This window comes from Mycobacterium sp. GA-1199 (assembly GCF_001500045.1).
Lineage (GTDB): Bacteria > Actinomycetota > Actinomycetes > Mycobacteriales > Mycobacteriaceae > Mycobacterium.
On record NZ_LQIX01000023.1, the window covers coordinates 346,181 to 370,473 of the forward strand.

The 24,293-nt window shown below is 65.5% G+C and carries 23 protein-coding genes and 1 pseudogene; 11 read left to right on the top strand and 13 right to left on the bottom strand.

Annotated features, from left to right (window positions below):
* Window positions 1-30 precede the first annotated feature (30 nt).
* Genes AU198_RS16835 through AU198_RS16845 form a run of 3 tightly spaced genes read right to left on the bottom strand, consistent with a single transcriptional unit; the run spans window position 31 to window position 2,748 of the window.
* A complete protein-coding gene (locus tag AU198_RS16835) occupies window positions 31-663 on the bottom strand; it encodes a cysteine hydrolase family protein (protein WP_064349395.1) in 633 nt (210 codons plus the stop codon).
* Window positions 664-718: 55 nt separating this feature from the next.
* On the bottom strand, window positions 719-1,615 hold the full coding sequence (locus AU198_RS16840; protein ID WP_064349397.1) for a TIGR03619 family F420-dependent LLM class oxidoreductase: 897 nt from the start codon (window positions 1,613-1,615) through the stop codon (window positions 719-721).
* A 14-nt stretch (window positions 1,616-1,629) separates the two neighbouring features.
* Window positions 1,630-2,748: an acyl-CoA dehydrogenase family protein gene (locus tag AU198_RS16845; protein WP_064349399.1), complete on the bottom strand. Its 1,119-nt coding sequence runs from the start codon at window positions 2,746-2,748 to the stop codon at window positions 1,630-1,632.
* Between the two features lie 203 nt (window positions 2,749-2,951).
* On the opposite strand from AU198_RS16845, the gene AU198_RS16850 reads away from it, so the two are divergent.
* From AU198_RS16850 to AU198_RS16865, 4 genes are read left to right on the top strand one after another with little or no spacing between them, the layout of a single operon-like run.
* On the top strand, window positions 2,952-4,145 hold the full coding sequence (locus AU198_RS16850; RefSeq protein WP_064349401.1) for an amidohydrolase family protein: 1,194 nt from the start codon (window positions 2,952-2,954) through the stop codon (window positions 4,143-4,145).
* Between the two features lie 6 nt (window positions 4,146-4,151).
* Window positions 4,152-5,138 carry an acyl-CoA dehydrogenase family protein gene (locus AU198_RS16855; RefSeq protein WP_064349402.1) on the top strand — a complete coding sequence of 329 codons (987 nt, stop codon included), beginning with the start codon at window positions 4,152-4,154 and terminating at the stop codon, window positions 5,136-5,138.
* Window positions 5,135-6,334, top strand: a complete 1,200-nt coding sequence (locus AU198_RS16860; protein WP_064349404.1) for an acyl-CoA dehydrogenase family protein — start codon at window positions 5,135-5,137, stop codon at window positions 6,332-6,334. Before AU198_RS16855 ends, AU198_RS16860 begins: the two co-directional genes overlap by 4 nt.
* The gene (locus AU198_RS16865) at window positions 6,334-7,869 is read left to right on the top strand and encodes a class I adenylate-forming enzyme family protein (RefSeq protein ID WP_064349405.1); all 1,536 of its coding nucleotides are present in this window, start codon (window positions 6,334-6,336) and stop codon (window positions 7,867-7,869) included. Before AU198_RS16860 ends, AU198_RS16865 begins: the two co-directional genes overlap by 1 nt.
* On the opposite strand, the gene AU198_RS16870 is transcribed toward AU198_RS16865, so the two are convergent.
* Window positions 7,832-8,719 carry an IclR family transcriptional regulator gene (locus tag AU198_RS16870; RefSeq protein WP_064349407.1) on the bottom strand — a complete coding sequence of 296 codons (888 nt, stop codon included), beginning with the start codon at window positions 8,717-8,719 and terminating at the stop codon, window positions 7,832-7,834. The genes AU198_RS16865 and AU198_RS16870 overlap by 38 nt on opposite strands.
* A gap of 96 nt (window positions 8,720-8,815) precedes the next feature.
* Between AU198_RS16870 and AU198_RS16875 the strand changes: the two genes are divergently transcribed.
* Genes AU198_RS16875 through AU198_RS16895 form a run of 5 tightly spaced genes read left to right on the top strand, consistent with a single transcriptional unit; the run spans window position 8,816 to window position 12,623 of the window.
* Window positions 8,816-9,868, top strand: coding sequence for a zinc-binding dehydrogenase (locus AU198_RS16875; RefSeq protein WP_064349409.1), 1,053 nt, complete (start codon window positions 8,816-8,818; stop codon window positions 9,866-9,868).
* The gene (locus AU198_RS16880; RefSeq protein ID WP_064349410.1) at window positions 9,865-10,266 is read left to right on the top strand and encodes a nuclear transport factor 2 family protein; all 402 of its coding nucleotides are present in this window, start codon (window positions 9,865-9,867) and stop codon (window positions 10,264-10,266) included. Before AU198_RS16875 ends, AU198_RS16880 begins: the two co-directional genes overlap by 4 nt.
* Window positions 10,263-11,096 carry an SDR family NAD(P)-dependent oxidoreductase gene (locus AU198_RS16885; protein WP_231744694.1) on the top strand — a complete coding sequence of 278 codons (834 nt, stop codon included), beginning with the start codon at window positions 10,263-10,265 and terminating at the stop codon, window positions 11,094-11,096. Before AU198_RS16880 ends, AU198_RS16885 begins: the two co-directional genes overlap by 4 nt.
* Window positions 11,097-11,104: 8 nt before the next feature.
* A complete protein-coding gene (locus AU198_RS16890) occupies window positions 11,105-12,058 on the top strand; it encodes an LLM class flavin-dependent oxidoreductase (RefSeq protein WP_064349412.1) in 954 nt (317 codons plus the stop codon).
* Window positions 12,059-12,071: 13 nt separating this feature from the next.
* Complete coding sequence (locus AU198_RS16895) at window positions 12,072-12,623, top strand: nuclear transport factor 2-like protein (protein WP_064349414.1); 552 nt, start codon at window positions 12,072-12,074, stop codon at window positions 12,621-12,623.
* Between the two features lie 42 nt (window positions 12,624-12,665).
* Here the strand turns inward: AU198_RS16895 and AU198_RS16900 are convergent, their stop codons facing one another.
* The 7 genes from AU198_RS16900 to AU198_RS16930 all read right to left on the bottom strand — a co-directional run bounded on the left by AU198_RS16900 (window position 12,666) and on the right by AU198_RS16930 (window position 20,498).
* Window positions 12,666-13,850 (bottom strand): amidohydrolase family protein, encoded by a 1,185-nt coding sequence (locus AU198_RS16900; protein ID WP_082691077.1) that lies wholly within the window; start codon window positions 13,848-13,850, stop codon window positions 12,666-12,668.
* Window positions 13,851-14,121: 271 nt separating this feature from the next.
* Window positions 14,122-15,567, bottom strand: coding sequence for a class I adenylate-forming enzyme family protein (locus AU198_RS16905; RefSeq protein WP_064349418.1), 1,446 nt, complete (start codon window positions 15,565-15,567; stop codon window positions 14,122-14,124).
* Window positions 15,564-16,364, bottom strand: coding sequence for an enoyl-CoA hydratase/isomerase family protein (locus tag AU198_RS16910; protein ID WP_064349419.1), 801 nt, complete (start codon window positions 16,362-16,364; stop codon window positions 15,564-15,566). The genes AU198_RS16905 and AU198_RS16910 overlap by 4 nt, the downstream gene beginning before the upstream one ends.
* Window positions 16,361-17,173 carry an enoyl-CoA hydratase/isomerase family protein gene (locus AU198_RS16915; RefSeq protein WP_064349420.1) on the bottom strand — a complete coding sequence of 271 codons (813 nt, stop codon included), beginning with the start codon at window positions 17,171-17,173 and terminating at the stop codon, window positions 16,361-16,363. Before AU198_RS16915 ends, AU198_RS16910 begins: the two co-directional genes overlap by 4 nt.
* Complete coding sequence (locus AU198_RS16920) at window positions 17,170-18,417, bottom strand: acyl-CoA dehydrogenase family protein (protein WP_064349422.1); 1,248 nt, start codon at window positions 18,415-18,417, stop codon at window positions 17,170-17,172. Before AU198_RS16920 ends, AU198_RS16915 begins: the two co-directional genes overlap by 4 nt.
* Before the next feature lie 7 nt (window positions 18,418-18,424).
* Window positions 18,425-19,231, bottom strand: coding sequence for an enoyl-CoA hydratase/isomerase family protein (locus tag AU198_RS16925; RefSeq protein ID WP_064349424.1), 807 nt, complete (start codon window positions 19,229-19,231; stop codon window positions 18,425-18,427).
* Window positions 19,232-19,238: 7 nt separating this feature from the next.
* Window positions 19,239-20,498, bottom strand: coding sequence for a hotdog family protein (locus tag AU198_RS16930; protein WP_231744695.1), 1,260 nt, complete (start codon window positions 20,496-20,498; stop codon window positions 19,239-19,241).
* Window positions 20,499-20,600: 102 nt separating this feature from the next.
* Here AU198_RS16930 and AU198_RS16935 point away from each other — a divergent pair, with 102 nt between their 5' ends.
* Window positions 20,601-21,419 carry an enoyl-CoA hydratase/isomerase family protein gene (locus tag AU198_RS16935; RefSeq protein ID WP_064349427.1) on the top strand — a complete coding sequence of 273 codons (819 nt, stop codon included), beginning with the start codon at window positions 20,601-20,603 and terminating at the stop codon, window positions 21,417-21,419.
* 3 nt (window positions 21,420-21,422) lie between these two features.
* On the opposite strand, the gene AU198_RS16940 is transcribed toward AU198_RS16935, so the two are convergent.
* Window positions 21,423-22,322, bottom strand: coding sequence for an SDR family NAD(P)-dependent oxidoreductase (locus AU198_RS16940; RefSeq protein ID WP_064349428.1), 900 nt, complete (start codon window positions 22,320-22,322; stop codon window positions 21,423-21,425).
* A gap of 55 nt (window positions 22,323-22,377) precedes the next feature.
* Between AU198_RS16940 and AU198_RS16945 the strand changes: the two genes are divergently transcribed.
* Window positions 22,378-23,946 carry a class I adenylate-forming enzyme family protein gene (locus AU198_RS16945; protein WP_064349429.1) on the top strand — a complete coding sequence of 523 codons (1,569 nt, stop codon included), beginning with the start codon at window positions 22,378-22,380 and terminating at the stop codon, window positions 23,944-23,946.
* Between the two features lie 14 nt (window positions 23,947-23,960).
* Here AU198_RS16945 and AU198_RS16950 read toward each other — a convergent pair.
* Window positions 23,961-24,293 (bottom strand): annotated as a pseudogene (locus AU198_RS16950) (amidohydrolase); the annotation flags it as partial.

Below are 24,293 nucleotides of genomic sequence, written 5' to 3' on the forward strand. Positions count from 1 at the left end.
TCACCCTGAGTTGGTGACATCCATATCGGCTCAGGTGCGGACTTCCTTCCAGGCTTGGACGATGTCGTCCGTCGTCGTCACCGTCGCGAGCAGCGCCAATGAGTTGTCGATGACCGATTCCGCGTACTCCCGCGGATACCCGCTCACCGCGTCGCGCGGCAGCACGAACTGGTAACTCCGGTTGACGGCGTCCATGACGAAGTTCGGGATCGCGATGTTGACCGAAACGCCAACACCCACAATGGTTTTGATATTCAAGTTACGAAGGACCGAGTCGAGGTCCGTGCCGGTCATGGGCCCGACGCCATGCAGACGGGTGAGGACGATGTCGCTAGGGGCCTGATTCAGTTCCGGCAGCACGGAGGCGCCCGGACTCCCGGGTGTGAGGTCCGCGGCGAAGGACTTACCCGCCATGAAGAGCCTGGCGTTGGTGTTCGAACCGCGGTTGTCGGGGCGCTTCTGGATCAGGCAGTGCACCACCGTCACCCCCGCCGCGCGGGCCGCATCGAGCAATCGCGCGATGTTCGGGATCGCCTCGCGGCGTGCCTCTTCTGCGAGCATCGGTAGACCGGCTTGCGGGCCGATCACCCCGCCCTGGCACTCCTGGGTGACCAGCGCGGTCGTGGCGGGATTGAGGAGGTCGTTCAGGCTTGGTCTAGGCATGAGAACAGACGTTATCGCTTGTCGGCAATTTCTGTTTACGTCAAGGCCGAGAGGGTCACGCGATGAACTCCCTAGCGAACGCCCGCGCGCGATCGATCACCTCGGCGCGGTCGGCGCCGGCAGGGGCGATGGTCAGCCATGTCACGCCCATGGCTTCGAGCCTCGCGATGATGGCGTGCCGTTCGTCGGCGGACTTGCTGTCGTCGAGCAGGTTCCCCGCCGAGAAACAGATGTCCAGCGGCTCGGTTCGACCGATTTCGGCAGCGTATTTCTTGGCCCACACGATCGCGGCCTCCAGGTCCTCGAGGGAGGAGATCTCCGCGGTTCGGGACGCCGCGGCGTAGCCGAAGGTGTTGAACGGCGCCCACCCCTGGGCGCGAGACACCGCGCGACGCACGGCGGGCTTGCTGTTGCCGCCCACCCAGATGGGCGGGGCCGCAGGCACCGGTCGCAGACGCACACCGCGCGCGGCGAACGACGATCCTTCGTAGGCGACGTCATCACCGGTCATCACTCGGCTCAGGACGTCGAGCGCCTCGTCCAGCAGCGCACCTCGGGCGTCGAAATCGATTCCGAGCGCCTTGAACTCCGGTTTCAGATAGCCAGCGGCCGTGCCGAGGATGAGGCGGCCGCCGGACAGGACGGCGAGGCTTTGTATCGACTTCGCGCCCAGGAAGGGGTTGCGGTAGGCGGCGATGTAGACATTGGTCAGCAGCTTCACGTCGGTGGTGGCCGCTGCGGCGAACGAAAGCGCGACGAACGGATCAAGGGCGTGGTGCCCGCCGTGGTCGAGCCACTTGGCATCGGGTGCCGGGTGGTCGGTGACGTGTACAGCGGCGAATCCACTGGACTCGGCGGCGCTCGCTATCTCGGCGATCGCTTCGGCATTGACGAATTCCGATGCCTGCTCCACCCGCTGGGTGGGGAGTTCGAGCGAATATGAAACGGTCACGGTTGTCCTTCCGGCTAGTGGCTTGATGATGTGACGAGCTCTGCCAGGCGCTGTGCGTGGTAGTCGGGGGTGCCGAAGATCAGTTGGGTGGCTTTCGCGCGACGGACGTAGAGATGCGCGTCGTGCTCCCAGGTGAACCCGATGCCGCCGTGGATCCGCATGTTGTCCAGTGCCGCCTGAAGAAACGCTTCCGAACAGGCCATCTTGGCCACCGAAGCCGCCACCGCCTGCTCCTCACCCTCGGGCAGATTGGCGGCGTGCCGCACGGCCGAACGCGCCCCCTCGACCTGCACGAGCATGTCCGCGCAGCGGTGTTTGACGGCCTGAAAACTGCCGATGGCACGGCCGAATTGAATGCGTTCTTTCGCGTAGCCCACGGCCATGTCGAGGCATCGCTGCGCCGCTCCGAGCTGTTCGGCGGCCAGCGCGATGACCGCGACTCGGTGTGCGCGTTCGAGGGCGGGTGCGGCGGCGCCGTCGCTCCCGATGAGCCGCGCGGGGACGGCTTCGAAGTCCAGTTTCGCGATCTTTCGCGTCCGGTCGAGCGTCGTCAACGGTTCACGACTGAGGCCGTCGGCGTCTCCCTCCACTGCGAACAGCGATGTGCCCGCGGCGGTATTCGCCGCTACCAGAACGGTATTAGCCGTATGACCGTCGAGAACAAGCGCGGCGTTCCCGTGGAGCTCATAAGAGGGACCGTCGCTGTGCGCCGACAGCGTCACGGCGTCGGGGTCCCATGGATCGAGACTTCCGTTGAAGATCACGGTGGCGGTCCTTGACCCGTCGAGGAGTGCGGGTAGGTACTCCCGCATCGCGGCCGCGTAACCGCTGGCGAGCAGCGTCGGGATCGCGAGCGCCACGGTGGAGAAGAACGGGGCGCACAGCAGGGCCGCGCCCATCTCTTCGAAGACAACCGCGAGTTCGGGCAGGCCCGCGCCCGCCCCTCCGAACTCCTCGGGCACGGCGATCGCGGCCAGGCCGAGGTCGGCGGTCAACTCGCGCCAAACCCGCTCGTCATAGCCGGGCGCAGAATCCATCGCGGCTCGCACGGCGCTGCTTGGCGACCTGGCGGTGAGGAAATCGCGGACCGCCTCGCGCAGGTCGCGGTGATCGACCACCTCAGCCGTAGACATGCACACCGTCCACGCCGGCTACGGCGAATACCGTTGGTGCAGTCATGTTTTCCTTCCGCACTGACGCGGTGACCTGCGACGAGGCGACCGATCCGACGGCGACACCGTTCGATCGGAGGTAACCCCGGATAGGCATTACCGATCGAGGATAGTATCTTTTCCTGAAAGAGAGAATAAGCATTCTCGCACGAAGGAGCGGCGCGGTGACGACCATTGACTACGGCATTTTCGACTGCGACACGCACTGCTATGAGACGCGCGACGCTTTCACCCGGTATCTACCCGAGGAGTTCAAGGACCGAGCCATCACGACGGTGCGGGGCGCAGACGGTGTGGAGGTGATTCTCGCCGGTCACCGCGTCGCGACGTTCAACAGCGAAGGCGGCCTCGGCCTGGACGTGGCGTATCGCCCCGGTTCGCTCAAGGAGATGCTGCGCCAGATGGGCTCGGGCAACCCCGAGGAGTCCTACGAGCCACAGCCCATGCAGCCGGAATACATCGAACGTTCTGCGCGGCTCGCGGTGATGGCCAAGCAGAACGTCGAGCGGATGGTGATCTATCCGAGCGGGATGGCGCTGGCCGCCGAACACTACGTCGACGACACAGCGGCCCTGTACGCGAATCTGCGGTCGTTCAACCGCTGGATCGACGACGAGTGGGGCTTCGACTTCGAGGGCCGCATCTACGCGACCGCGCTGTTGTCCCTGCGCGACCTCGATTCGGCGATCGCCGAGACTGAGGCGATCATCGCGGAGGGTGCGAAGTTCGTGATGCTGCCGACCGGACCCGCCTACGGGCGGTCGCCGGGCGATCCGTATTTCGACCCGGTGTACTCGCGGCTGCAGGAGGCCGGCTGCGTGCTGGTGTACCACATCATGCCGTTCTGGTACTTCAATGCGATCTCGCCTGCCTGGGGGCACAATCCCGACCCGGCGTCCTGGCACATGTCGGCGTGGCAGTGGATGAACATCTACGGTCAGCGCCCGATCGAGGACACGCTCTCGGCGTTGATCTTCGACAATCTGTTCGGCCGCTTCCCAAAGCTCAACGTATTGGTCGCCGAGCACGGCGCCGAGTGGGTGCCGTTCTTCCTCAAACACATGGACAAGAGCCGCGGCATGGGCCGCAACGGCCCATGGATCGGAGGCAAGCTGACCGAGCGGCCGTCGACGATCTTCCGGAATCACGTTCGCGTCGTGCCGTACCCAGAGGACGACATCCCGGGCATCGTCACCAGCCTGGGTTACGACGACGTGCTGGTGATGGGTTCGGATTTCCCGCATGCCGAGGGGCTGGCCGAACCGGCGGACTTCCTCAAACTCCTCGACCCGCTCGACGACGCGGCGAAGCGGCGCATCATGCGCGACAACGCCGAACAGCTGCTGCTGCGGAGCTGACCACCGGTGGGCACTGAGGGGGATGCCGCCCTCGACGATGCGGTCGACATCGAACTGGTACGTGGCGCGGCGCGAGACTTCCTGGCCGGATGCGGAACGCGCGACTCCCTCAAAGACCTCGCCGCGATGGACTGGACGGGTCTACTGGTCGACGAGGGTCTCGGCGGCAGTGGGTGGCGCCCGGTGGAGACGACGGTGATCGCCGAGGAACTCGGACGGTCGGGAAACTCCACGCACTGGCTCGGCAGCGTCATCGCTGCTGCGGCCCTGAGCTCGGCCCCACCCGAAGCCCGTGACCGATGGTTGCCCGCCATGCTCGATGGGACGGGCGCGGCGGCGTGTGCCCTGGCCGCTGATGTCACGCGAGTGTCGGGCGCCGATTCGGTGGACATCATTGTCACGTTTGGCGCCAACGGGATTCAGCTGTTCGAGGCGGCGAACTCCCTGCCGCGGGAAGCCGACGACGAACTGCTGGACGTCAACCGGCCGGTATGGCGTGTCGAACTCTCCGGAGCCCCGAGCATGGCCATCGGCGGACCCGAACGAGCGGAACAACTACTCGCAATGGCCAGGATCCTGCAGAGTGCGGATTCGCTCGGCGCACTGTCGGCCACCTTTGAGCGGCTGGTCGCCTACCTCAAAGAACGAATCGCCTTTGGCGTGCCGATCGCGACTTTCCAAGCGGTACAACACCGTCTGGTGGAGCTGTTGGTGTTCGAGGCCAAGGCCCGCGCCGTCCTCACCAAGGCTGCCCGCGCGCTGTCCGCCGATAGCGCCACGAGCGATGCGGTCACATTATCCGTCGTTGCGCATTCGTTCATCGCGGCGAACACCACGGCGGCCGTCGATGAGTGCATGCAACTTTCGGGTGGCATCGGATTCACCTGGGAATACCCGCTGCATCATGAACTGCGACGGGTGTTCACGAATGCGTGTCTACTCGGCACGGCACGCTCCAGTCGCGTCCTGTTCGCCGACAGGGCCGGCTGGTGAGCGCCCCGGGGACCCGGCCAACGGAGGCCGAACTCGCCGAGTTCCGAGACCGCGTCCGGGCACACATCGCTGAACACGCACCGCCGTTCGAGGCCCGAGAGGGACACCGGGCGCCGGAGACCGGCGTGCAAGAGGCACTGCTGCGCACATGGTTCGCCTCGCTGTTCGACGCGGGCTTCGTCGGCGCGGACTGGCCCGTCGAATACGGCGGCCGCGCCGATCACCATCCCCTGCACGATCGGATCGTTTCCGAGGAGATCCTGCGTGCCCGCGCTCCGCGCCCCGTCGATCAGGTCAACCTGGCGGCCCACGTGCTGCTGCATTTCGGTTCCGACAAGCAGAAGTCCGCTCTGCTGCCGCCGATCCGGAGCAGCGAGCACGTGTGGTGCCAGCTGCTCAGCGAGCCCGATGCGGGCAGCGATATCGCCGCCGTGCGTTGTAAGGGCACGCAGCGGCCGGACGGGTCATGGGTGATCGACGGCCAGAAGACGTGGATCACCGACGGGCACTGGGCCGACATGGGCTTGGCCCTGATCCGCACCGACCCGTCGTCGTCGCGTCATCACGGGCTGTCCGCGTTCATCGTGCCGTTGGCCTCACCGGGCATCGAGATCCGGCCGATCCGCACGATCAACGAGGCGATCGAGGTCAACGAGGTCTTCTTCGACGATGTGACGATCCCTCCCGACAGCCTGATCGGAGAACCCGGCCGGGGCTGGTCGATCATCATGGCGGGACTGGACTTTGAACGGTTCGGCATCGGCGGCAACGTCATCCTGCTGGAACTTCTCATCGACGATCTGGTCACGGTGGCCCGTCACGGTCGCATCGACGACATGCCTGCACTTCAACACGCCGACATCCGGCACCAGGTCGCGGAGTTGGCCGTCGAGGTCGAGGTGGCGAAAGCGTTCATCGACGACCATGTCGAACGCCTGGTGGCCGGCGCCGAGCAGACCGGCGACGGTTCCATCGCCAAGCTCAGTTTCGCCGAGACTTATCACCGGGTTTCGGCCTACGGCGCGCAGCTGTCGACGATGGTGTGCACCGCCGCCGCCGATCCGGATGTGGCGCTTGCCAAACAGCGTCTGAAAGAATGCTGGCTGTGGTCCCGTGCATACACCGTGTCCGGTGGCAGCTCTGAGATGATGCGCAACATCCTGGCCAAACGACGCCTCCTTCTACCGACTCACTGATGGCGCAAACCTATTGGGGTTTGATCCAAGCGGCGGCCCAGAACCACCCCGACCGCGTCGTACTCATCGACGACTACGGTCGCAGCCTGACGAATAGCCAGTTGCACGATGCGGCGGAGCGCACCGCCGCAGCGCTATTCGAACGCGGCGTCACCAGAGGCACCGTGGTGACGTGGCAGTTGCCGACCACCTTGGAGACGATGGTGGTGATGGTGTCTCTGACCCGTCTCGGCGCGGTCCAGAATCCTGTGTTGCCGATCTGGCGCGAGAGCGAAATCCGTTTTGTGACTAACCAGCTCGGCGCCGAGGTCTTCATCGTTCCCGGTGTCTGGCGCGACTTCGATCATGTCGCGCTCGCCGACGAGTTGATACGCGAACGACCGATGACGGTCGTGGTGGTCGACCACAGCGCGCCGATCACCGGGGACCTCCGGCTGCCGTCGGGTGATCCGGCGCTTCTGCCCGCGCCGCCGACGGACGCCGAGGATACGCGGTGGGTGTACTACTCATCGGGCACGACCGCGGCGCCGAAGGGTATCCGGCACTGTGACCGCTCGGTGATCGCAGGGTCGGCCGGGGTGGTGGGCATGTTCGGCGCCTCGAACAACGACACCAACCCGATCGCGTTTCCGGTCTCGCACATCGGCGGCGCCGCGATGCTGGCCGCCAGCCTGCTCACCGGTATGCGCCTGGTCCTGTTCGACACCTTCGATCCGGTCGCCACGCCGAAGGCCGTGGCCGCGCATCGTCCGACGATGCTCGGTTCGGCCACACCTTTCTTCGTCGCCTATATGGCTGCGCAGCGGGAGCATGGCCCCGAGCCGCTCTTCCCCGATCTGCGCGGGTGTGTCGGGGGAGGTGCGCCGATCACGCCCGAGCTAGGACGCCAAGCACGGGAGACGCTTTCGGTAGCGGGAATCGCGAACTCCTGGGGCCTGACCGAGTTTCCGGTGGTGACCTCGCCGCCGCCGGACGGCGCACCGGAGGTTCTCGATCACACCGTCGGACGGCCGGTGCCGGGGGTCTCGATACGCGTGGTCGACGAGAACGAGCGCGAGGTTGGGGTGGGCGAGGAAGGAGAATTGCGACTCAAGGGGCCGCAGTGCTTCCTCGGCTACGTCGATGCGGCGCTGGACGCCGACGCCTTCGACGCCGACGGCTGGTTTCGCACCGGTGACCGAGGCCTGATCGACCACGACGGCAACGTCGCGATCACCGGGCGCATCAAGGACGCCATCATCCGCAACGCGGAGAACATCTCCGCACTCGAGATCGAGGGCGTGTTGGCCAGCCATCCCGCCGTCGCCGACGTCGCGGTCATCGGGGTGCCGGATCCGCGCACCGGCGAACGGGTGTGCGCGGTCGTGGTGGCAACCACTGACGTCACGCTGTCCGATCTCGCAAAGCACTGTCAGGACTTGGGTTTGAGTAAACACAAGGCACCGGAGCGGCTCGAGGTCGTCGACGAACTCCCACGCAACCTCACGGGGAAGGTTCTCAAGAACGAGTTGCGTGCGCGCTTTGCTCCTCGGTGACGCGTGCAATTTCGCGCAGCAGCGGCTCGGCCGCGGTGCGTGTTTCGCGGATGGTCATCCGACGTAGCGGGTGCACACCCAAGATCAGTCGCACTCGGGCGTTTGAATCGAGCACGGGAGCCGAGATCGTTGCGACCGGGTGCCCGCCACGGAAACTTTCATCGGGCAGCATCTTGGTAGCGATGAACTCGACTCGGAGCTGGTCGACAACCGACCGCAAATTGCCCGGCACGGAGTCATCCGACAGCGTGCCGATGGCGTGCACTGCTTCCGCGAGCGCCGGAGTCATCCAGTCGACGTCGTACCCACGGCCGCGGGTGTGCGTCAGCGCCGCGCGTAGGCGCTCGGCCAGAGACGCATCCCCCGCTGCGCCACGTTGAATCCATGCTTCTTGCTCGGCCGTGGAATCCCAGGCCGCACAGGCAATTCCGAACGGCGGCGCGTACGGGATCCGATCGTTCGGAAGAGCCGCAGGCGGCGAATGCGAGGAATCTTCGAACGCGGTGATAACCAGGTCGTCTCCAATACGCTCGACGACAGAGGCCGCCATGCCGGTCTTTTCGGCGAGGCGTCGGATGGCGCTGCGTGCGACTGCGGCGGTCGGACGCTCGGCGTCCAGGCGGGACGCGATGAGGGCCATCGCCGGGCCTAGATTGAACTTCTTGGATACGGGATCGCGGGTGACCCATCCGCGATTCTGAAGGGTAGTGAGGATGGCGTGAGCGGTCCCTTGGGAAAGGTCGAGTCGTCGCGCGAGGTCGGAGAACCGCAACCCACGAGCATCGGTGCGGCTGAGTGCCTCGATGATGTCGAGCACCCGCTCGGTCGGAGCTGAACCGGCCCCCTGCACTCTTGACTCCTTTTCGGCTGAATTCTACGGTGACTCTGAAATACGAAAAATGTTTCTCGGATATTCGAGATTATCAGCTGGTGGAGGGTGCGTCCATTGCGGGCAGTCGTATTGCGTGCCGGCGAATTGACCGTTCGTGAGACGGCCGACCCGGTCCCGGGTCCGAACGACCTGCTGTTGAAAACGCTGAGCACCGCGATCTGCGCGTCGGATGTCCATTTCATGGACCATCCCGAACTCGCGATCGACGATCCGACGGGGCGATCGCTGTACGACGCCGACCGAGACATCGTCATGGGCCACGAATTCGTCGGCGAGGTCATCGGACACGGTCCCGGCTGTGGTGACGCGTTTCCGATCGGGTCCCGGGTGACCTCCATGCCTATCCGGTTGGTGGACGGCGGAACCGGTGGTCTGCGCATCATCGGCCAGCATCCCGAGGCGCAGGGCAGCTTCGGTGAACTTCTCGTCGTGTCGGAGGCGACCGCGAGGGTCGTCGACGGGTCCGTCTCCAGTGACGCAATCGCGCTCGTCGACGCCTTCGCTGTCGGCGAGTACTACGTCCGAGTCGCCGACGTTCAACCCGGGGAGATCCCGATCGTCGTCGGCGCCGGCGCCATCGGCCTGTCGGCGGTCGCGGCGCTGTCTGCCCGCGGCATCGAGCCGATCATCGTCTCCGACTACAACGCGGACCGCCGCGAACTGGCGCGCTCCGGATTCGGCGCACACGTCCTGCACGATCCTGCCGAACGGTCTGTGTTCGACGTCTTCCGCGACGTGCGCCGGCAACGCCACATGTCCGGAACGGCGGTGGTGTTCGAATGCGTAGGAGCCCCGGGCCTCATCAACTCACTCGTCACGGAGGCGGAGTTCTACACCCGCATCTATTGCGCAGGCGGTTGGTATACGGGGGACACACTGGACATCACCGAAGCAACCCGCCAGGGATTGACGTTGCGTTTCGGCGGTGGGCCGATGCCGGAGGACTGGTACGGCGTACTCGATGCGGTCGTCGACGGACGCCTCGACCCGATGCCCAGCGTCGGCAGAATCATCGGCCTTGATGACGTGCCCAGCGCACTCGACGAGGCGCGCAGATCCGACGGGCCGCCGCGAATCATCGTGCACCCGAACGGGGACAGCACATGAGTGATCGAGACGAGCTCGTCGAGCTTTCGATTCGCTACGCCACCGCCGTTGACAGCCGGCGGTACTCGTTGCTGACAGAGGTCTTCACCGAAAACGCCCAAGTGGACTACGGCGAGATCGGTCAGTGGACGGGCGGTGCCGAGGTTGCCGAGTTCATGGCGGCGGCGCACGTCATGGCGGCCCACACCATGCACCGCGTGTCCAATCAGGCCGTCGACATCGACGGCGACACGGCCACGATGCGTACGTATGTCGACGCCTTGATCCTCCTCGAGGACGGATCGGGTGCGAATCCTGTCGGGTACTACGACGACCAGGCCGTATGGACCGCGGACGGTTGGCGGATCGCCCGTCGCTCCTACACGTCCGTTCGCCTGGCGGCGGTGCCGGCACCGTGACCGACATCGCCGCGAAGTATGGGCCGTGGGCACTGCTGGTCGGCGCATCCGACGGTGTCGGTGCTCTGTTCGCAGAGCGTCTCGCGAGCGAGGGCGTGAATGTCACGCTCGTGGCCCGTCGCCAGCACTTGCTCGACGAGGTCGCCAAGGGAATCCGCGAGCGCAGCAACGCCGAGACGCGGACAGTCGCCGTCGACCTCACCGAGCCTGACGCTTCACAAAGAGTCATCGAGGCGACCGATGACCTCGAGATAGGCATGCTCGTGTACTGCGCTGGCGGTGATCCGAATTACCAGCCCTTCCTTGTCAATCCGGTGTCCGCAGCCGAAGACCTGTTGCAACGCAATTGCCTGGTGTTGATGCGGTTGTGTCACCACTTCGCAGGCCAGATGGTCGCGCGGGGGAGGGGTGGCATCGTGAACTTCACGTCGGGTGCGGCACTGGCCGGTGGCCGAAACATGGTGGCTTACGGCGCAACCAAAGCCTTCGACATGGTGTTCACCGAGGGCTTGTGGGTGGAATTGCACGACAAGGGTGTCGATGTGCTCGGACTGGTCCTCGGCATGACAGATACCCCGGCGCTGCGGAAGCTGGAGTTCGAGCGCGGGCGCCTGGCGTCCATCGACGAGGTTCCCGAGGGCGCGGTCACTGCTGCAAGCGTCGTCGACGAGGCATTCGCCAACCTTGGCAACGGACCGACGATTGCCACCGGCGATGACGTCCGGATGGCCTTTGAGCTCTTCAAGTCCATGTCTCGCAACGAGGTGGTCCGATTGATCATGCAGATGTCCGCCGAAGTCATGGGTACTGACGACCGCGAGGGAAGTTAGCCACCGAGATGTTCACTCTTCGCTTCGATATGCGCGCGCCGTCGATCGGGGCACCGCCGACGGAGTTGTACGCCGCAGCATGCGACATGGCGGAATGGGCGGAAACTCGAGGCTGCGTAGCGGCGGTGTTGTGCGAACATCATTGTGCCGACGACGGTTATCTACCGTCGCCCTTGCTGCTGGGCTCGGCGATCGCCGCCCGGACCAAGCAGCTCATGCTGAATTTGGTGATTCTCCTTCCCTTCTATGACGTGGCACGCCTGGCCGAGGACATGTCGGTACTGGACCACATCAGCGGTGGACGGGCCACCTATGTGTTCGGAATCGGCTACCGCGCGCAGGAGTATGAGCATTTCGGCCTGTCGTTGTCCGAGCGTGGAAAGATCGCGGACCAGAAACTCGGCATGTTGCGCCGTTTGTTGGCCGGTGAGGAAGTCGAGTACGAGGGTCGCCGGATGAAGGTGACACCACGACCTCGCACACCGGATGGTCCCATGATGAGCTGGGGTGGGGCCAGCCTTGCTGCCGCTCGGCGCGCCGGGCGGAACGGTCTCGGGCTACTTGCCAACGGCGGCGTACCCGGTATGCAGGAGGCATACGAGAAGGCATGCCGCGACAACGGGTTCGAGCCCGGATTCATGTTGATCCCCGACCGCAACGCCGCCACCAACTGTTTCGTCGCCGACGATGTCGACGCCGCGTGGGAGGAGATCGGCAAGTACCTTCTGCACGATGCGATGGCGTACGCGGATTGGAACCCTGACAACACCGTATCGGCCAACATCACCACCGCCAAGACCGTCGACGAGCTTCGCAAGACGTCGTCGCATGTGATCCTGTCGGTCGATGAAGCGAAGGCTCGCCTTGCCGCAGGCGAAGTGTTCAATATCAATCCGCTTTGTGGTGGCATACCACCCGATATTGCGTGGCGGTACTTGAAGACATTCGCCGAGCTGGGCTAGTGGAGAGGAAGACATGAACAGCGATCGCGTAGCCGTCAACGAAGAGATTGCCTTCCAGAAATGGGAGGGCTATGCCAAACCCATCGACCGCGGCCGCCACGTGAATTTTGGTGAGAACTTCGTATTTGCAGCCGATTACGTGATGATGAGTCCCCATTTCAACGATGGCGCCCGCCAGTCGGCAGCCGAGATGTTCTCTGACGAGGTCGCGGCGGCCATGGCCAAGTACGCGCCCGACGGCGACATGCTCACCGCGGAATGGCGCATGTGGTGGAAGCACATGCCGGACTATCGCCTCGTCAGTCCGTTCGAATGTATTGCCGGAGACTGGGGCTTCTCGTCCTGCGACACCTACGCGGGGACGCTCGCCGACGGGACGGTGTTGGAACTGCGGGAGTGGGACTACATCTGGATCAACGAGGATGGCAAGGTGACCCGTTGGGACTGGTTCGTCGACCCCGACAAGTGGGAGCAGCTGCTTTCGCTCGTCGGACTCGAAGCGAAGGGTTTGACGAGCCAGCAATACACCGTGAACTTTCTGCGTGAGGGCGCTGTCGACAGCTGATGCCCTAGCCAACAGACTGCTGTCAGTGGTCGGCGGGCTCGGCTAGACGCCGATCAGTTGTTTGAGGTTGCCGCCCATCACCCGGGCGGTGGTCTCGGCGGGCAGCCCCTCGAGTTCCTTGACGAAATCCGCCGGTTCTGCGAGGCCCTCTGGATGAGGGTAGTCCGAACCGAACATCACACGGTCGGCGCCGAGGATGTCGATGAGGTGCGACATGTCTTCCTCATGGAAGGGGTTGACCCACACGTGTCTGCGGAAGACGTCGCTGGGATGCTCGCTGAAGTCGTACGGCCGCTTGTGGTACACGCGGTCGAAAACGTCCAACAAGCGGTGCGCCCAGGAGCCCCCGTTCTCGATCACCCCGATGCGTACCCCGGGAAAGCGCTCGAACACGCCGTGAGCGATGAAGGCAGCGAGCGTATCGAAGATATTGCGGCTCTCCTCGTAGATGAAGCCGCGCAGCTTGCTCAGCGCGAATCCGTTGAACTCCGCTGGGTCCTCCCAGTCATCGACGTAGCGCTCATAGCCGGAGTCCGAATTGTGCATCTGCACCGAGATGCCCGACGACTCGACCAGTCGCCAGAAGTCATCGAACTCGGGCAGAGCGGCCGAGCGCGACGTGCCGTCTTCGCGCGGAACCGGGGCCGGACGGATCAGTACCGTCTTGGCACCGTTGTCCAGGCACCATTCGAGCTCCTTCACACCCAACGCGGGATCGTTGAGCGAGATGGCGGGCACGGGAAAGATCCGGTTCTGGTAGTTGAAGGTCCAGTCCTCGAGCAGCCAGCGGTTGAAGGCATGCGTCACCGCGTGGGTGAGTTCCGTATCCGACTTCGTCCGCTCCTCCAGCATGCCTGCGGTGGTCGGGAACATCACCGCGCCGTCGACGCCCTGGCGATCCATCAATGCCAGACGCAGGTCGGGACGGCGGAACTCGTCGGGACACCGGATGGGCTCGGCCAGCTCCCGCAGTGTCTTGCCTTCTGGATTTATGCCCCGGAAGTAGTCGGCCCACGCGCCGGGAGTGGGGATCACCTCATAGGTCGGATTCGGGATGGTTTCGGTGATGACGCCGAGGATCTGTAGTTTCTTGCGGCCGTTGACGTCGACGAACTTCAACGCTTCCGAGTACTTCTCAGGCAGGTACCGCGTGTAGGCGTCGATGGTCTCGTACATGTGGTTGTCGGCATCCCAGACTTCGAATGCGCTTGAGTCCTCCACCAGCACCTCCAACGTGAGAATATTGATTCTCAAGATAGCAAACGGCAGTATGCGGCGGCGAGGAGGCCCTCGATGTCCGATGAGACCAGGCCCTAGAGATCATCGTGTAGTGGCCGCCGTCGACGCCGAGCGTCTGACCGGTGACGTAGCGCGCCATCGATGGCTACTTCGTCCGCGAAAGCACGATGCCGAGCGAAAGTAACACCATTCTCACAAACGAGAAGAAATATTTCCGGTGCAGTCAAGATGGGCGCCGGTCGGCCCTGCCGGAATCGGGTTACGCGTCGGCGAGGGTGAGAAGTTCGCGCTTGACGACCTTGCCGACGTCGTTGCGCGGCAGCCGCTCGACGAAGACCACCCGCACGGGAACCCGGTAAGGGGTCAGGCGTTCGCGACACCAGCCGATCAGCTCATCCTCGCTGAGCTCCTCGTCGGCGCGCACCACGAAAGCCCACGGCACCTCGCCGAGTCGTTCGTCGGGAACTCCGACCACGGCCGCCTCGCGCACCCGGTCGGCGGCCAGAAGCACCTCTTCGACGGTGCCTGGGAACACCTTGAGCCCGCCGCGGTTGATCATGTCCGAAACGCGCCCGTCGAGCCACAGGAATCCGTCGTCGTCGAACCAACCGAGGTCGCCGGTGTGAAACCATCCGTCGTCGGTGAGCCTGTCGAGGAACGCGGGGTCGATCTTGCGGGCCGCCGTCGTTGGTGTGCGGACCATGACCTCGTCGTCGGCGATCGTGACGTCGATGCCCGGAAGAGGGCGTCCGACGGAGCCGAGTTTCGTCTCCCCCCATTCGCGGGCATCGGCGGCCGACCATCCGACGACCTCGCCACCAAGTTCGGTTTGGCCGTAGGAATTCAGTACGAGCACACCGAACTTGTCGCGGAAGCGGGCCGCGTGGACCGGGGACAGGGGAGCGGTGATGGAGCGGACGATCTTCAGGGGGGACAGGTCGGTGACCGAATCGTCGTGGAGCACCATCGTCAACGCGGCGGGCGGCAGGACCGTGGATCGCAGTTGGTGGCGCTTCACCAGCGCTGCGAAGTCCGCGGCCGAGAACTTGTCCATCAACACTACACCGGAGCCCGCGCGAAAAGCGAACAGCACCTGGTAGATACCCGCCCACAAAGACAGTGAGAGCGGCACCAGGTTCGGCATCGGCGCCGTGTTCCGGGGGCCACGCTTCGACCCGCGAAGTTTCTCCAGCAACCGGTCGATGAGGTCCAGGACCGTGGAGTGGCGCAGCGGCACCGGCTTCGGCGGACCGGTCGTCCCCGACGTGAACTGCAACAGCGCCACATCGGCGTCGTACCGCCGGGCGTCGTCGGCCGGGGTGGAGTGCGGCGCCAGTGACCAGGCCAAGCTCGATCCGGTGACGACCGGCAACGCGAACTCCGAGAAGCGATGGGCCAGTTCGGGTGTCGTGATCACCGCGACCGGTTCGAGGGTTCCGAGCTGGGCGGCCACCTCAGCGTCGGCGGCCCTGGGGTTGAGCGGTGTGTAGACACCACCGGAACGCCAGACACCGAACAGCGCCGCGACCGTGGTGGCATCGTTGGGCAGCATCGCCGCGACCACCTGACCGGTCATCAACCCACCTTCGGCGAGAACCGCGGCCAGGCGGTTTGCACTGGCGGTCAGGTCGGCCCGAGACACATCGACCGCGAGGGTGTGTACCGCGACGTCCGGCAGATCTTCCAGCAGGTCGGAGAGGCTCACGAGTCCGGCTCCAGGGGCAGCCAGCGTGGTGTTCGCTTGTCGGCGAAAGCTTTCGGGCCTTCGTCCTGGTCAGGATGGCCCCACATCGACGTCAGGTGCTTGGCCCCCTCACGGGAAGCGTCGGTCAGGCCGTGCTCGAGCGCTCCCCAGAGCGCGCGTTTGGTGGCCCGCATGGCGGCGGGTGAGTTTCTGGCGACCTTCTCGGCGAGCCCTTGTGCGACATCGCGAAGCTTGTCGGGGGGATCGACAATCTGGCTTATCATGCCGAGCTCATATGCGCGCTGCGCGGTGAGTCGTTCGTGGCTGCCGACCAGCGCCATCCGTAACACCGCCTCGGCGGGCATCTTGCGCATCAGCGCGATCGTCTCCAGGGCGCTGACCTGACCGATGGATACGTGCGGGTCGACGAATGTGGCGTCCGACGCCGCGATGACGATGTCGGCGTCGGCGACCCAGTGCAGTCCGCCCCCGGCGCACACCCCGTTGACCGCGGTGATCACGGGCTTGCCCACATTGCAGTGCCAGCCGGTCAGGTTCAGGTCCAGCGTCTGCATGGTCTCCTGGTACTGCTTGATCCCCTCGCCATCGAGATCGTCCACGTCGGCGCCGACCTGAAAGGCCCTGCCGTTGCCGGTGTGTACGATCACCCGCACCTCGGGGTCGGCATCCAACTCGGCCCATGCAGCGGGGAATTCCTTGCGCATCAGCGCGTCGTACGCGTTGAGTCGATCGGGCCGGTTGTTGATGATCCAGCCGACGGGGCCGCGCCGTTCGACGATCAACCTCTGATAGCTCACGAAGCCTCCACCGGTTCGAGCGGTTGCCAGTCAGCCGGGCGCTTTTCCCGCCAGGCCCGTACTCCCTCGGCGTGGTCGGGGTGGTTCCGCAATCGCCAGATCTCCTCTGTGGCCGCGGCCTTGGCCTCCGACAGCCCGACTTCCAGGGAGTGCCACAACGCCTTCTTGGTCGCCCGCATGGCGGTGGGCGAGTTGCTCGCGACCGCGGCCGCCAACTCGGCCGCCGCCGCCCGTAGCTCACCGGCCGCTACAACCTGCGAGACGATGCCCAACTCGTATGCGCGCTGGGCCGAGATCCGCTCACCCTTGCCGCTCAACGTCATTCGGGTGATGGCCTCCATCGGCGACTTCCGCAGCAGGGTGATCGCCTCGTAGGCGACCGCCTGCCCCACCGAGACATGCGGGTCGACGAATGTCGCCTCCTCCGCAGCGATGACGATGTCCGCGTCGGCGACCAGATGCAGACCACCGCCCGCGCACACCCCGTTCACCGCGGCGATCACCGGCTTCCACACACCGCAGTGCCACGAGGAGATCTTCAGCTCGGCGTCGCGCGTGCGTCGCGAATGACGTCGCATGGCTTGCTTGTCGCGGGCGACCTGGACCACATCCATCCCGGTACAGAACGCCTTGCCGTTCGCGACGTTGACGATCACGTGCACATCGGGGTCGGCGTCCAGCTGCGCCCACGCGGCCTCGAGTTCGTCCAGCATCAGCGCGTCGAAGGCATTGCCGGCCTCGGGCCGATTCAACACGAGCCACCCGATGCCGTCCGACGTGTCGACGGTCAACCGCTCATATTCGGTCAAGAGCGCGGAATCTCCTTCCAGGGTTTCCCTTTCCACGGATCCGGCTCCTTGGGTAACCCGAGTACGCGCTCGCCGAGGATGTTCTTGTTGATGTCGGTGGTGCCACCTTCGGTGCCGTTGGCGAGGCTGCGCATCATGCCCTGCACCTCGCGGGGCATCGCATCCGGGTCGTCGGTGGCGGGCCACGCCACTGCGGCGGTGCCCAACAGGTCGACCATGAGATCCTGGATCTGCTGGTTGAGTGTGGCCTGGTGGACCTTGCCGATCGAGGAAGCAGCACCGGGGGATTGGCCGGCCGAGAGTGCTGCGCGGACACGGGCGTTGGTCCATCCGCGGATCTGTTCTTGCGCCCAGAGCCGCATGATCTTGTTGCGTAGCAGAGGGTCGTCCCATCGGCCGATTTCCTTGGCCAGTGAGATGAGTCGTTCGGCGCTGGACCCGCCGAGCCGGCCCATGCCGCCCGATCCTGAGCCCGAGACCATTTGGCGCTCACTCGACAGGGTGGATGCGCTGACCCGCCAGCCGTCGTTGACCTCGCCGACCCGGTGGGCGTCCGGCACCCGCGCGCCGTCGAGGAAGACCTCGTTGAATTCCGCCTCACCGGTGATCTGGCGCAGCGGCCGCACCTCGACGCCGGGTTGGTGCATGTCGAGCAGGAAGTATGTGATGCCTTGGTGTTTCGGTTGATCGGGATCGGTGCGGGCGAGCAGAATCGCGAAGTCTGCCTCATCCGCCCAGGTCGTCCACACTTTCTGTCCGGAGATCACCCATTGGTCGCCGTCGCGCACCGCCCGGGTCGCCAACGACGCGAGGTCTGAGCCCGCGCCGGGTTCGCTGAAGAGCTGACACCACTTCTCCTCGTTTCGCACGATGGGCGGTAGAAAGCGTCGCCGTTGCTCTTCGGTTCCGTGGCTGAACAGCGCAGCCGCGGCGTTGTTGAGGCCCAACGGATTGAGCCGGGTCAGCCGCAGCGGCGCGAGCACACTCTCGATGGCGCGAGCCACGTCGTTGCCGATACCGAGGCCGCCGTGTTCGGGGCGCCAGGTGGGCGCCACCAGGCCGCTTCGGGCAAAGGTCGGGTACCACCGCCGGTAATCGGCGGGGCTCCGCGCGGCTCTCAGGGCGACAGGGCCCTCGGCCGCCGCTGCGCGCCATTCGGCCGGCACCTCCGCATCGACCCACTGCCGCACCACCTCGACAGCGTCATCGACGGCGGTTTCTGTGCTGATCGGTAGTGCTGTCATGTTCGCCTCAACGCCCCTTGAACTCCGGGGGCCGCTTGTCCCGGAAGGCGGCCAGGCCTTCCTTGAAGTCATCGCTGCGACTGGATAATTCGAGGGCCATCGCCTCGTTCTGGAGATGACGATCGAGATCCAGGCCGTTGCCGCTGTGCAGCAGCCACTTGGTGAGGCCGAGCGCCACCGTGGGTGCGGTGGCAAGCCGGCTGACGAGATCCGTTGCCGCACCCTCGAGTTCAGCGTCGGGGCAGGCCCCATGGATGATGCCCCATTGCGCGGCGGTGGTCCCCGACAGTTCTTCGCCGAGCATCAACAGCTGGCGGGTGCGCACCATCCCGACGAGTCGAGGCAGCAACCAGGCCGCACCGCTGTCGGGCGTGAAGCCGCGCGCCATGAACGGTTCCCAGAACACCGCGTCGGAAGCTGCGACGCAGAAGTCGGACGCCAAGGCGAGGTGGAAACCCAGGCCGGCCGCCCAGCCGCGAACGACAGCGACGACGGGCACCTGAGTTTCGAGCAGCAAGGGGATGAGCCTGTTGGCTTTGTTGGGCAGGCGCCGCTGCGTACTCCCCACGCGGGGTTTGCGCTCGGACTTCGCGTTGTTGGCCACCAGATCCGATCCCGCACAGAAGTCCGGGCCTTCGGCGTCGATGCGGATGACGCGAACCGATTCGTCGGTGCCGCACCGGGCCAGGTGCCCGATCATCGCGTCGAGCATGGTGTCGTTGACCGCGTTGCGGCGTTCGGCCCGGTCCAGGGTCAGCCGCAGAACCGGGCCCTGTTGTTCGGCACGGAGTCCGGGAACGTTCGGATATGTCACGGCTTGCTCAATGTTCGGCGAATCGGTTTGAGACGGCCACCAGCAGATCGGCGAGGTCGGTTGCCCCGCCGGGCGGTTCCGGCAGGCGTACGGGGCCCCGCTGCCTGCTGGGCAACAGAATCGTGGCGTGTCCCGGCGTGGTGACTTGGCCGCGGTGATTGGTCGCCGCAAGGTCCAGGTCGACCGCCGGACGGTCCCCGTCGGCCAGGTACTTGCGGGTGACGGTACCGGTGACGGTGTGCAGATCGCCGACGTAGTTGAACAACCGGAATTCACAATCCAATTTCCACAGCCAGGCATCGTCGCCCATCCAGTCGGTGCACAAATGGATGAGCCATGTCTCGCGCATGCGACCGTAGTCGAATGTCGTCGGGTTGCCCGCGTTGCGCGCGGCGCTCGGGTCCCAGTGCACACGCTGTTGGACGTCGGGAACGCCGTGCTCGTTGGGTGTGTAGAACCGCGGAATCCGTTGCTTGTTCTGCCATGCCAGCCTCAGGGGCCGCACGCCGTACATGCCCATGCCCATCCCGACGTGCCAGCACACCATGTCGGTGACGGTGAGCGGACCCTTGGTGAGCGGGCCGATCTCGTCTCCCTCGGCGACGTCCTCCCACCAACGCGGTTCGGCGCCTCGGGGCGCCTCGCGGGCGTATCGCGCGTCGATCTCGGCGATCTCGTCGGCGCTCCACGTCTTGACGTCCACGTCTTCGTACTTCTTGCGTCCCCTGGCCTTGCTGCGTTCGGTGCGGATCATGTTCCGGTACTGGCCCCCGAGGATGACGCCGACGTCATCGGAGAACACTTGCGCCGACCATTCGTGCACGGCCCTGGCGGCGAACTCACTGCTCTTGTCCAGCGCGGCGACAAGGGCGTTGCGCCGGAAGACTCGCCGGTTCGCGCGCAGCGGCGCCCACCACTCGCGGGACGACCCGCCATAGAAGGCGTGAACACCGCGCAGCGGGTCACCGGTGGTCAGCTCCCGGTCCTCCTGGGAGAATTCGGTGACCTCGTCCTCGCCGATCAACGTGTCGCCACCGATCAGCGCGGGTGGCGCGATCGGTTCACCCCAGACCGACTTCGTCGCGTACTCGGGATCGGACCACAGCGGGTTCGCGTCGCCGTAGCTTTCCGCCACGATCCGGAACGTGTCCTCGTTGGGCCGGCGGTAATGCGGAGGTTGAGTGTGCGGGACGGCGACGCCGATGCGGGCGCGCAGCCTGGCCAAACCCTCATCGGTGATTTGGCCCGTTGCCGAGGACTGGGTCACGCATGCCTCCTCAGTTCGGGCCTCCTCAGTTCGGCACATATTGTCCCGGGGACGTCGGCGGAAATTAAGATACCCGAAAAACGGAAACGTCGTTAACGCAGGGTGAGCGAGTTGACTCAAGAGCGGTCGGGCATCGAGAGCGCGGTCGGATCCGATGGCGTCTGCCGGATCACCATCGACCGTGCTGATGCCGCAAACTCGTTGTCCCCGTTGGCACGTGAAGCCCTCACGGACGCATTCGAAAAGGCCGATGACGACCCTTCGGTGCGAAGCGTGTTGTTGCGGGCGACGGGGGACCGGCACTTCTGCTCGGGTGCGGGTCTGGGTCCGCAATCGGCACAGCCCACCGCGGAGAAGAGGCCCGGAGATGTCGCCCTGATGCTGCAGAAGGGTTATCAGCGACTGATCTCCGCGGTGCTCGATTGCGACAAGCCGGTGGTCGCCGCGGTCAAGGGTGTGGCGGCGGGTGCCGGCGCCAGCTTGGTGCTCGCTTGCGATCTGGTCGTCATGTCCACCGAGGCGCGCCTGGTGGAGGCATTCGTGCATCGCGGGATCCTGCCGGACTCGGGCGCGATCCATCTGCTGACCAGGATTGTCGGGCTGCGCAAAGCCACCGAACTCCTGATGCTCGGAGAACCCGTCGACGCCGCGACCTGCGAGCGCCTCACGTTGGTGAACCGTGTCGTGGCGCCGGAGGAGACCGACGCGGTCGCCGACGAACTGGCCCAACGCCTGGCCGCGGGCCCTACCGTCATGTTGGCACTGACCAAGCGCCTGTTGTCCGTGTCGTCGGAATCGGGGCGCGACCGGGCCTTCGAGCAGGAGGCATGGGCGCAGGAGGTGGTGTCGTGGACCGCCGATCTGCAGGAGGGCTTGCGGTCGTTCGCGGAGCGCCGACCGCCGAACTTTCAGGGCCGCTGACGGTCACCCGTTCGTGGGACCGCCACGGATGGTGAAGGCCGCGCTGTCGTCGATCTCGCCAATCGACTCTGCTACCAATTCGGCTGTGAGTGAGCGGTTCTCGATTCCCTTGGTGACACCGATGAACACCCGCGACACCTTGCCCGCGCCCACGGAGTAGATGTGAGCGGTGCGATCGCAGTTCCGGTGCGACAGATAGACCACGACGGGTGTCACCAACTCCGGGTCCATCGCCTTACCCGCCTCGCCCATGATGTCCTCGGTCATCCGGGTTCGAGCGATCGGCGCGACGGCGTTGATGGCGATGCCGTTTCGCGCCCCCTCGATCGCCAGCACATGCATCATCCCGACCAGCCCCATCTTCGCCGCACCGTAATTGGCCTGCCCGAAGTTACCGAAAAGGCCTGTGCCAGAGGTGGTTTGAACTATCCGTCCATAGTTCTGCTCGCGCATGATGGGCCACGCGGCGCGGGTCACGTTGAAAGCGCCGGTCAGGTGGACCGAGATCACCGCGTCGACCTGCTCGGCGGTCATGTTCTTGAACGCCGCGTCGCGGAGGATGCCCGCGTTGTTGACGAGGATATCGAGCCGTCCGAAGGTGTCCATCGCCGCTGCGATGATCGCCGCACCACCGTCCTCCGTCGCGACGGAGTCGCCGTTGGCGATCGCGGTGCCGCCCGCGGCGGTGATCTCGTCGACGACCGCCTGCGCAGCCGAGATCGAGGCGCCTTGGCCGTCGACGGCGGTGCCGAGATCGTTGACCACGACGCGGGCGCCGCGGCGGGCGAGTTCGAGTGCGTGACAGCGGCCGAGCCCTCCGCCCGCACCGGTGACAACGGCAACCTGATCATCGAAGGTCAATGTCGATGAGCGCTCGCGCGAAGAGTATTGATCTGACGCCATGCTTGAGAGGTTACATTTACGTTGACGAGAATCTGTATTTGCATCGGAGGACACCATGAGCGCGCCCACCGAGCTGCTGCGACATGCGCGGGAACGGGCGGGCGGTCTCAGGACCCGCTACCGTGCCGCCGGCTTTTGGTCCGACCGGCCGCTTGACGTCGTGCGGTCGGCCGCCCAGCGGTATCCGGCACGGCCGGCGCTGATCGATCGCGGCGCCGAAATCACCTACGCAGCACTGGATGAGCAGGTCGATCGGGCGGCCGGTTCGCTTCGCGACGCCGGTGTCGGCGCGACGACCCCCGTCGTGGTCGTGGTCGGCAATGACATCGGCTCGGTCATCGCCGTACACGCCGCGATCCGCGTCGACGCGGTGGTACTGCTCGTGCCGCGCAGCGCGGGCGGGACACAGGTCGCCGATATCGTGGCCCGCACCGGGGCCCCGTTCGGGCTGGCCCCGCACTGGCCTCCCGCGGGCGACGTACCCTTGCGGGACGCGTGCGCCTGGATCGACATCTTCCGCACCTCGGAGGCATCGGTAAGCGACGGGCCCGAGCGGCCCGCCGACGAGCCGTCCTTCGTTCTCTACACCTCCGGCACGACGTCTCGGCCGAAGGGCGTCATCCATTCGCTGAGCACGCTCACCAAGGCATCGGCCAACTACATCGCCGCCGCCGGACTCGGTGGGGACGACCGCATCTTCCTCATCAGCCCGCTCGCCTCGGTGACCGGTGTTCTGCAGGCTCTGTTCATCGGGCCCATGCTCGCCGTGCCGGTGGTGCTCGAGGATCGGTGGGATCCCTCCGCGACGTGTGATCTTCTGTTGTCCTCGGGCGCAACGTGGTACGGCGGTCCGGACCGGCTGTTAGACCGGCTACTCGACGAAGCGGTCGCCCGCGGAAGCATCGTGCCGCTGCGGGCGGTGTATCTCGGTGGCACCATGCTCGACAGGCGCATCGTCGAAAGGGTTGAAGACGATTTCGGCATCGTCGTGATGCGGGCGTACGGATCGTCGGAGGTGCCGGTCAGCACGTCGGGGCTGCGCTCCGACAGCAGGGCGGTGCGTCACGCGGATGACGGTGTCGCGCTGCAGGACGTCGACGTGCGGGTGGGATCGGCCGGGGATCCGGGCGAGTGCTGCATCAAGGGCCCGCATGCCTTCCTCGGATACACGGACGCCGAGGACGACATCGACGCGTTCGACGGGGAGTGGTTCCGTACCGGTGACGTCGCCGAGGTCAGCGACCACCGCGTGCGCATCGTGGGGCGGATCAAGGACATCGTCATCCGCAACGGGATGAAGATCCCCGCCGCGGAAGTCGAGGAGGCGGTGGCGCGGATCCCCGGTGTGCGAGAGTGCGCCGCCTATTCGGTTGCCGACGCGACCACCGGCGAACGGCTGGCGGTGGCCATGGTGCTCGACGACGGCGTCGAGATGTCGCTCGCCGACGTGGCGGATGCCCTCGTCGGGGGCGGAATGCCAAAGTACAAGCTGCCCGAGGAGCTGGTGTTCTGGGATGAGCCCCTGCCGCTCAACGCCAACGGCAAGGTGCAACGCAATACGCTCGAGGCACGTTCGGAGGGTCGGCCGCGGGTACTCGCCGACCGCCTCACCGTTGCCGGTTGAACCGACCGCATTCGTCAATCGCCGGTTGTGCCACTGACGTTGGCGGTGGCCTTCTTCATCTGAGCCTGCCAGTCCGACGCATCGCCGGTTTTCTCTTTCTTCGACAGGGCTTGGATGGAGACGTCGTGGCCTTCGGCGGCCTTGCGCAGGGCACCCACGGTGGCCTGTTCGCGCGTCATGTGGGTGAACGGGTCCCAGTGATACCAGCGCATCGCGTTTTCGAAGGTCATCTTGTTGACCTCGTCGTCGGGCACATTGTTGGCCTTGAGTACCTCGTCGAGCTGCTCGGGAGCCCCGGGCCACATCGAGTCGCTGTGCGGGTAATCGGCCTCCCAGCAGATGTTGTC

Coding starts and splice junctions, on each gene's coding strand:
- AU198_RS16835 (WP_064349395.1), bottom strand. CDS start 663: ATGCCTAGACCAAGCCTGAACGACCTCCTCAATCCCGCCACGACCGCG.
- AU198_RS16845 (WP_064349399.1), bottom strand. CDS start 2,748: ATGTCTACGGCTGAGGTGGTCGATCACCGCGACCTGCGCGAGGCGGTC.
- AU198_RS16865 (WP_064349405.1), top strand. CDS start 6,334: ATGGCGCAAACCTATTGGGGTTTGATCCAAGCGGCGGCCCAGAACCAC.
- AU198_RS16880 (WP_064349410.1), top strand. CDS start 9,865: ATGAGTGATCGAGACGAGCTCGTCGAGCTTTCGATTCGCTACGCCACC.
- AU198_RS16890 (WP_064349412.1), top strand. CDS start 11,105: ATGTTCACTCTTCGCTTCGATATGCGCGCGCCGTCGATCGGGGCACCG.
- AU198_RS16895 (WP_064349414.1), top strand. CDS start 12,072: ATGAACAGCGATCGCGTAGCCGTCAACGAAGAGATTGCCTTCCAGAAA.
- AU198_RS16920 (WP_064349422.1), bottom strand. CDS start 18,417: ATGACAGCACTACCGATCAGCACAGAAACCGCCGTCGATGACGCTGTC.
- AU198_RS16940 (WP_064349428.1), bottom strand. CDS start 22,322: ATGGCGTCAGATCAATACTCTTCGCGCGAGCGCTCATCGACATTGACC.
- AU198_RS16945 (WP_064349429.1), top strand. CDS start 22,378: ATGAGCGCGCCCACCGAGCTGCTGCGACATGCGCGGGAACGGGCGGGC.